The sequence below is a fragment of the Caballeronia sp. 11_S32 genome (assembly GCF_056930355.1).
The window spans coordinates 139,094-146,771 of the sequence record NZ_JBXOWH010000007.1 but is presented as its reverse complement, the minus strand read 5'-3'; the positions used below and the strand labels follow the sequence as shown (position 1 = coordinate 146,771).

General features: G+C 58.9%; 7 protein-coding genes. 4 read left to right on the top strand and 3 right to left on the bottom strand.

Annotated elements, in window-relative coordinates; translation table 11 throughout:
• Positions 1–424: 424 nt before the first annotated feature.
• Complete coding sequence (locus tag AC1Z32_RS41380; RefSeq protein ID WP_483484647.1) at positions 425–904, bottom strand: hypothetical protein; 480 nt, start codon at positions 902–904, stop codon at positions 425–427.
• 493 nt (positions 905–1,397) lie between these two features.
• On the opposite strand from AC1Z32_RS41380, the gene AC1Z32_RS41375 reads away from it, so the two are divergent.
• Entirely contained in the window at positions 1,398–1,574 is a 177-nt protein-coding gene (locus AC1Z32_RS41375) for a hypothetical protein (RefSeq protein WP_483484646.1), read from the top strand.
• Positions 1,575–2,570: 996 nt separating this feature from the next.
• Here the strand turns inward: AC1Z32_RS41375 and AC1Z32_RS41370 are convergent.
• Positions 2,571–3,065, bottom strand: coding sequence for a cytochrome C (locus tag AC1Z32_RS41370; RefSeq protein WP_483484645.1), 495 nt, complete (start codon positions 3,063–3,065; stop codon positions 2,571–2,573).
• 1,113 nt (positions 3,066–4,178) lie between these two features.
• Between AC1Z32_RS41370 and AC1Z32_RS41365 the strand changes: the two genes are divergently transcribed.
• The 3 genes from AC1Z32_RS41365 to AC1Z32_RS41355 all read left to right on the top strand — a co-directional run bounded on the left by AC1Z32_RS41365 (position 4,179) and on the right by AC1Z32_RS41355 (position 6,429).
• Positions 4,179–4,388 (top strand): hypothetical protein, encoded by a 210-nt coding sequence (locus AC1Z32_RS41365; RefSeq protein WP_483484644.1) that lies wholly within the window; start codon positions 4,179–4,181, stop codon positions 4,386–4,388.
• Positions 4,385–5,563 (top strand): porin, encoded by a 1,179-nt coding sequence (locus AC1Z32_RS41360; RefSeq protein ID WP_483484643.1) that lies wholly within the window; start codon positions 4,385–4,387, stop codon positions 5,561–5,563. Before AC1Z32_RS41365 ends, AC1Z32_RS41360 begins: the two co-directional genes overlap by 4 nt.
• Before the next feature lie 299 nt (positions 5,564–5,862).
• Entirely contained in the window at positions 5,863–6,429 is a 567-nt protein-coding gene (locus AC1Z32_RS41355) for a hypothetical protein (protein WP_483484642.1), read from the top strand.
• 571 nt (positions 6,430–7,000) lie between these two features.
• Here AC1Z32_RS41355 and AC1Z32_RS41350 read toward each other — a convergent pair.
• Positions 7,001–7,525 (bottom strand): phasin family protein, encoded by a 525-nt coding sequence (locus tag AC1Z32_RS41350; RefSeq protein WP_483484641.1) that lies wholly within the window; start codon positions 7,523–7,525, stop codon positions 7,001–7,003.
• Positions 7,526–7,678: the final 153 nt, after the last annotated feature.

Genomic DNA, 7,678 nt, shown 5'->3' with positions numbered 1-7,678 from the left:
CTACACGGTGTCATTTCCGTCGATCCAGACCGGCCGATGATTAGTATTAGTCGGATGGTCACCGAACTGGTCGAGGCGATGGACGATCTCGAGCGTCGATCAGCGTTAGGCGGTTTGGGGCACGCCGACGCGCACGCGCTCCGACACTATGTGCCGCACCCAGTCCGTCGCGGACGAAGTGCCGGTGGACGTCGCGCAGAAGGTACTGGGCCATGCGTCACTGCAGACTGCAGACCGCGACCATCTATGTGCAGGCCGAAAAGCAGCGCGTAGTCGCAAGTGGCTCGCTACTATGCGGACGTCGCCGCATAAGACCCACAAGACGGGGCAATAGTGAATAGCTGCGAAGTGAGCCAAGTAACGACACGCGATTACGAGTTGGCAACACGGAAGGGGGCGACGGCGCGTCAGAGGCCAGTCGCGGCTACGTGCTCTCGTCGTCAGGCGTAGGCGGTAGAGGCTTTTGTAAGATTCTGTCGGCCGCAAGTTTGCGCGCTTCGGCCCGAATCGCATCGGGCAGCGGCGACGCCCGTTGACTGCCGATGAAGCGCTCAAGGCGCTCGGTCGCAGCAGTTAGATCTTTGAGCGCGATCGAGCGCAGCTGCTGATCGTGAAGCGCCAGAATCTGTTCAAGCAGCGACGCGGTCGGCGCGTCGATGAACCAAGCCTGCTCCCTTTTCGCGTTCGACAGCGCGGCGTTCATTCCGTGTTCGGCGTTCCCATACACTTGCATTGGAAGAGTGCCAAAACCCATTTCTTGCAGGTGATAGGTGATGTAGAGCGCCCGCAGCAACTCGTTGAACTGATACGAATTACCTCGCGTTGGTCGGCGGCAAGCCGCTAAGGCCAAGTGAATCTGAAGCGACATTTTTTCGGTCGACGCCATTGGCAGCGGCAGCAACATCGAGCGAGTCATCGGGCGACGAGGACCGATCGAATTGCGGGATTTGCGGGAGGTTCGGGTGGCGCTGCGAGGCATCGAAAGACAGGCGGAAGAGCAAAAGACTTGACGGACCGCGAGAAGCTTACGTCTAAATCCGCATTCTAACGCGGCGGGCCCGAATGGATCACGCCGGCGCCAAAGGGTCTGCAGCGTCGCCTTTTGCGCACAACGTGCGGGACGGTGGGGCGGCCGCACAGCCGAACTGGTGGGAGGTTGACCGGGCGTCCAGCCGATAGCGACACAGAAACGCCCGTAGAGGACTGCGCGCGTCCACAAACTGAGTGGAAAAATGGGGAGAGTCAAGCCGATGTTCGCAATCGGTGTACCTCGGACACTCTAAAAAGGGGCCCTGATACGTGAGCTAGCCCACTGTAAGGAATGTAGCAACCGCTAAACTACCTTTTACGCCTGGCAGATTGCAGGCGTTCATGTGATCCCTTTTTGGACCCTGCCTATGAAGAAGCTATACACAAAGCTAAATAGCGGCCAGAAGAGCTTCTTTTTCATGGTCAGTGCGTTGGTCACCCTCTGCGGAATAGTCGAAGCGGACTCCTATGGGTTCGCCGGGGCAGCTTCCCTGCTCGTGCTGATCGGTCTTCAACTCAGCAGCGCGACTCCTGCAGCATCCTAGAGCCCTCAATCAGTGCAAGCTCAACTATTGACATGGCATCTATCTACACGGAGATAGGTTTTGGACTGGGCGATTCGATCCGGTAGGGAAGCTCCAGGGAGCAAAAAAAGCCCGCCGGTAGGAGCGGGCTAAAAGATTAGAGGGTTACAACTTTACCTACGCCCCAAATCCAGCGGGCGCACTTTCAGATTAGTCTCGGCTTCGATGTCTGCAACTTGCACAGAGCAGGCAAAGAAAAGCCCGCTGGGTGAGAGCGGGCAAATGGGTTGCCACAGTACGCGCCCCAATCAAGCGCGCCTGGAGTATTAGCAACGAACTTGCCTAAATAACCGTCAAAAGAAAGAAAAGCCCGCCGAAGCGGGCCGAAAGCCTGAGCGTCCCTGGCATCGCCACCTGAGGAACCTAAGCAGCTTAGAACTAGCTCGTTCCCGCGTAAGTCCCTGAATTCCCCAGTAGCGCTTTCCCGCGAAAACCCGCAAGTGGCAATAAAGGGCGGACACCTCTAACAAAATGATCCGCCGCGGTGGGTTCGCCGCTTCTGGACGCATCGCGCCGCGCTATGCGGGTTCGATCAAAAGGGAGGCGGACGACTGGCCGACGATGCGCTGCGGATTCGATATCAACGGAGTGTCGGATGTGTCGGACGCGCGCGCAGAATGGCTTTGTTTCCTGGGCGCGACCGTGAATGCCTCCCATTCGCTGACGCAGGAGTGGCGAGTCGACCACCTGGTCAAAGTTGTCGCATCGGGCTTGACGCAATCATCTCGAGCGCGTGCGCCTCGGCCAGCTGGCGCTCAAGATCGCTAAACGTCGTCAAGCCGATGCATTATCAGTGTCGCGTTGCGGGTAGGCCTGCGAACCCTTGCTCAGCTTTCTTCGTTTTTTGTTGAGGAGGGGAAACGATTGCAGGCGACAACTCGTATAAGCCGTTGGCATGAACGAAGTTCCCGTCGCCGAGACCGTCGTCTCGACAGCTGTCGTTACGAAGCCTAGCTCTTATTTCGGCGGCGCAGGAAACCGGACGACAGCTCCACTTGCCTCCTTACCCGGCGGAACATACGCGGGAGCTGCATTGCCGGCCGGCCCCAGATACCGAACGAAGCGATAGATAGCCTGGAGGTCCTCCTTGGTCATATCGCGCAGCGCGAACCATGGCATTGGGGGACGAAGCTCTCTGGTGCGTGCCAAGGAAACCCATTCTTCTTCGGAGAGCGTCTGCATCACCAGGCGCAGATTGGCTGCATACGTGGTTCCCCATGGGCCGTGCCAGCCCAGCGGGGATCCAGTTAGCCACTTCTTCTCTGAAACGTTTCCGCCGGTCTCGGCATAGCCCACGGTGTGGCAATTGTTGCAGCCCGCGATTTTCACCAGATACCGCCCACGCTCGGTGAGTCGCGCATCGGATGGGCGCTCGCCGAAAGCGCATTGCGCAGACAGTGAAAGAAAGAAGACCGTCAGTACGGAAGACGTGATGCAGGCCGGGTTCGTCATTTTCTCCCTTTCTTTGCGCGGGAAGGCTTAGACCATAATATCCGGTTAAGGTATCTCGCGGAACGAGCCGCACCACAGCGCAACAGCGGGTGTGTCGCCAAATGCAAGGAGCGGGGGATGCGTCGCGAACTGGGTTCAATGCTTCTCGATGTCGACGATCTACGCTGCGATGTCGACACCTCGGACTGACCGCCGCGGTCCGGGGTTGACCCGACGCCACGCCGCGAGAATGAGCTTCGTCGTATGATCCATCGCATTGAGTCGTCGCCCAGGAGATCACTGACGCTGATGACCCGCATACCGCTCCATGTCGCGCCCGAGAAGGAAAGGCGCGCTCCGTCTCTGCCTGTGCGTCTCAAACGTCGTCGCCTGGTCCGATCTTTCCGCCACGTCGTCGGCTGAGCCAACCCCGGACGAGGAACTGATTAAACTCGGCTGTCCTGAGCACGTGGATGCACAGTTCCCTGGCCAGCCCCGTGCCATTCACTCGGCATGTCGGCAATGCTGGTTGACCGTGTGCTTGGAACCTCTTTGCCAAAAGCGCAAAGCATTGCCCAAGTCGCAAATGCACGAGCCTTCCGCGACAGTTCGGGGAACCCGCTCCTTCGGGTCGTGAAACGGGGATGTGTCGATTACGCGCAGCTTCGAGGCGCCGATTATCGACTTTACAACGGCTCGCGTTGAGTGTCGCGCCCGGCGGCTAGCCCGTCAAGTCACGGTGTTGCAGAGTGTTCGGCGCCAATGTTCCTGTTTGTCGTGCAGCCAGCGAGTGCGAAGCCGCCCAGAGCCAAAACGGCGGTCGACTTGAGCACGAAGTTTCGTCTTTGCACTCTTCTCCATCGTGGAGATGAAAAACCTCATAGCGCACCAGCGAGATGGACGCGGTAGCGCGGTAATGTAAAGGCGGTCGGCCCAACTGAGGTCGGTCTCGTGAACAACTGTCGCGACCGCGCGGGCGAAAAAAAACCCGCCGAAGCGGGTGAACACCCTTGGAGATCTACGCCCCGCCCAGATCCAGCGGAACATAATTAGGGTACCTCGCAACTGGAAAAACACAAGGCGAAGATTCAGTCGCCGGAATGCGAACGCCCGTTCCAACGCGAAGGAGACCGAATGAAACGCACGATTCTTTTCTGGCAGCTGCATAACATCGCAGCCGCGGTGTTGCGATCCAGCGACAAACTTTACGATCCTGTAGATTCGGACACCCAATTGCACTTATCTTCTTACAGCGACAGGAAATTCTCCACAGAGAGGACGTCGGTACGGGGTGACGTGAAGCGTTTTGACGAAAACAGCCTTCAACCCTGGAGTAACGCATGAAGAAAACCCTGATAGCCGGCGCAGCGCTGGCTACCTTGGCCGGCGCGGCGCAGGCGCAAAGCAACGTGACGCTTTACGGTCTGATCGACGCAGGCATCACGTACACGAACAGCCAAATCACTGGCACCGGCGCAGGTGGCCATAGCAACTGGCAGATGACCAGCGGAGGCGTTCAGTACAGTCGCTGGGGGCTGCGCGGAGCGGAGGATCTCGGCGGCGGATTGCAGGCGATCTTCACTCTGGAAAACGGCTTCAACGTGAACAATGGCCAGTTGTCGTCGGCAAACCGCATCTTCAACCGCTTGGCCTACGTCGGAGTTTCCAGCCGTGACTTCGGCGCACTGACCTTGGGACGTCAAACCGACGGGATGGTTGACTTCGTGGGGCCGCTCTCGTTGACTGGAACGCAGTATGGCGGTACCCACTTCGCACATCCGTTTGACGTCGACAATCTGAACGATTCGTTCCAGATCAACAATTCGATCAAGTACCAGAGCCCGGATTTCGCTGGCTTCAGGCTCGGCGCCCTCTATGGTTTCTCTAACCAGGCCGGGGGTTTCGCGAACAACCGCGCATACAGTGTCGGCGCTTCCTACAATTGGGGACCGTTGAACTTCGGCGCCGGGTATCTGCACCTGAACAACTCGGCCGCTACCCCGGCACAACTCAACACGGGGGGGGCAGTCACCGATACGCTCGGGACCTCGCTATCAGGCGCACTGACTCCGACCGCAGTGCCGTTGGGTGCACTTGCCCGCCGGCAACAGACGTGGGGCGGAGGCGTCAACTACGCGTTCGGTCCGTTGGTCGCGGGTTTCGTTTATACACAAACGAACCTGACCGAACTGTTCCTGACTGGCTTCAACACCCATTTCCAGAACTATGAAGGAAACCTCCGGTTCGCTCTGACACCAGCCGTTATGTTGGCGGCCGCCTACACCTACTCGCGCGCCGGAGGCAACGCCGGTAGCGGTGCTCCGCACTGGAATCAGGTGAGCGCGCTGGCGAACTACGCGTTCTCGAAACGCACCGACGTCTATATCCAGAGCACCTATCAAAGCGTGAGCGCGAGGGCTGGCAACCCGCTGGGGGTCGCCTGGATCAACGGTGTGAGTTCACCCGCATCGACTTCGAATCAGATCGAGGCTACCGTGGGCGTGCGTCACCGTTTCTGATTGCAAGCGCCCGAACACCCAGGCCGCGCATAGGAGTTGACTCGGGAACCGCCGACTCGATTTAGAAGCCGTGACCGAGGCCGCGCGGCCTTGCCGGGAAGTCGTCAGGGCCGATGCCGAGGCCGGCTGGGCAGGACGCGAGCTGACCGGTGCGAGCGGGCGAGAGAAGGATCGCGCCCCGGTGCGTTGGCGGGTCCGCACCGGGGCACGCGCCGTGCACCGGGCAGGCGCGCGGGTGGTCTCTTCACAGTGCCAGTCTCATAAAGCTAAACCCAACATCACCGGGAAAGGAGCTCGTAATGAAGTTCCGTAAATTAGGACTACTGTCTGCAATTGCGACGGCCTTTACGATTGCTAGCAACGCGGCCTATGCCTGGGGTGAGTGCTCGGCCTCGTCGCTGAGGGGGGGCTACTCATTCAGCGCTCACGGAGCGCTGCTCGGCATTCTGGACACAAGCAAGTCTCCGCCCGTGCTTGACCCGCTCCCGTCTCCGATTCTCATCGACGGAGTGGCACTCCAAACATTCGACGGAGCAGGCAGCTTTACGCGAACCGATTTTCTGAATACCAACGGCACGCCCCGGGGCGGGCAAAGTGCCTTCAACCCAAACCAGCACGGGACATACACCGTCAACTCTGATTGCACCGGCACGATGCACATCGTCTATGACAGCGGCGCCGTGCTCGACCTTCAAATGGTGCTAGCAGACAATGGAGAAACGATCAAAGCGATAGTCAGTGCCGAGACCGTGCCGTCGTTTCCGAGTACGCCACATGCGTCGTGCACCTCTGGCTGCGCCATTGGAGTACAGGTGAGCCTGGACGGGCAGAAGACGCGCCAACGGGAGCGCGACCGGAGCCGTTGATTAGGCGGACGGCAAGCGATAGAGGGAATGGCGGCGCTCGGGTGGGCGTGGATATGAACGACGTCGGCATTGCCGGCTTTCGCTAGGTAAGTACCGGAGTGCGCGGACTGCCCGGGCGCCGCTCGCCCCTTGAAAGCCTTGTAAACGCGACTGATCGCGATTGAGCATGCGTAAACTTTCCGAATAACCAATGAAGACGGTCATTCCACTTCTTTTTATCGTGCCGCAGGCGTTCTGCACGGGCTTTTCGCCCGTGCGCTCCGAATCCCGCGCATTGATCGACCGCCATCGCTAGTGTCAGTTGCTGCATCGGTTTTGCTTTTACCGTCGCATGTCTACGCTATAACGCATGACAGTCATGAGTGGTGGACTTGATCAGCATTGCCCTAAACGTCCTTTAATCCAGCATGCGATTTCGATTTGCTCGAGTGACGATTTTGATCGTCGCTGACCGCATCGTCGGCGTAACGGCTCTTCGCGAAAACCACTAGCTTTGAGGCGCCATTCGAAAAGGCGCCCGCACTAACGGGCAGGTCGCATGAAGCCGTGGGCGGCTTCATGCGCCGTCGTTTTAGGCCGAACGTTTTGCTGATGAACGCGCCGTTCTTGCGATTTCGCCATTCTCATCAAGAATGGTGCCGCTGGTTTCGCGGGCAGCGTCGTTCGAAGTGTCGGCGAGATTCGCGACCAGTTCGCCTGAAGATTGCGCGGCCGCTTGTGCATCGTTAGCGGCAACGTTCGCCATGTCATTGAACTTAATCCCGTTGCGTTCATACTGGCTGCGCACTTCGCCGATTATGTCGTCCTGCGTCGACGTGATTATCGAGAACATGTGCTGGCCGTATGAAGCGGCTTTCTGGGGGAACTGCGCGAGCATGATGGACTGCCACCCGAGCACGTCGCCTGCGCCTGCTGCATCTCCCGCGCTCAGGAGCGTGTTGCTTTCCTCGACCACTTTGCGAACTGTTTGTACGTTCAGTTCCGTGATCGCCTGCAGGCCGCTCGCGAAGCGTCCAGTTATGTTGAGGACAGCCTGCAAATTGGCGCGCGCGAGGGACGGAATCTGGTATGCGAAATAACCGGGGTATTGAAACATTGATTGCTCCTTAGATCGAATGGGACTCGTTAAAAGGACAATGTGGCAGCCAGCCGCAACGAAGCGGAGCGCAAGTTTCCTGCGGTTCCTGGGGGCGTCTGGGCAGTCAACCGCGCTGAGCAACTGCGTGAATGCCGGGAGTTCGGCGATACG

What these genes read in the sequence shown, in the direction of transcription:
- AC1Z32_RS41380 (WP_483484647.1), bottom strand. Translation starts at nt 904, where the DNA reads ATGTTGCTGCCGCTGCCAATGGCGTCGACCGAAAAAATGTCGCTTCAG.
- AC1Z32_RS41375 (WP_483484646.1), top strand. Translation starts at nt 1,398, where the DNA reads ATGAAGAAGCTATACACAAAGCTAAATAGCGGCCAGAAGAGCTTCTTT.
- AC1Z32_RS41370 (WP_483484645.1), bottom strand. Translation starts at nt 3,065, where the DNA reads ATGACGAACCCGGCCTGCATCACGTCTTCCGTACTGACGGTCTTCTTT.
- AC1Z32_RS41365 (WP_483484644.1), top strand. Translation starts at nt 4,179, where the DNA reads ATGAAACGCACGATTCTTTTCTGGCAGCTGCATAACATCGCAGCCGCG.
- AC1Z32_RS41360 (WP_483484643.1), top strand. Translation starts at nt 4,385, where the DNA reads ATGAAGAAAACCCTGATAGCCGGCGCAGCGCTGGCTACCTTGGCCGGC.
- AC1Z32_RS41355 (WP_483484642.1), top strand. Translation starts at nt 5,863, where the DNA reads ATGAAGTTCCGTAAATTAGGACTACTGTCTGCAATTGCGACGGCCTTT.
- AC1Z32_RS41350 (WP_483484641.1), bottom strand. Translation starts at nt 7,525, where the DNA reads ATGTTTCAATACCCCGGTTATTTCGCATACCAGATTCCGTCCCTCGCG.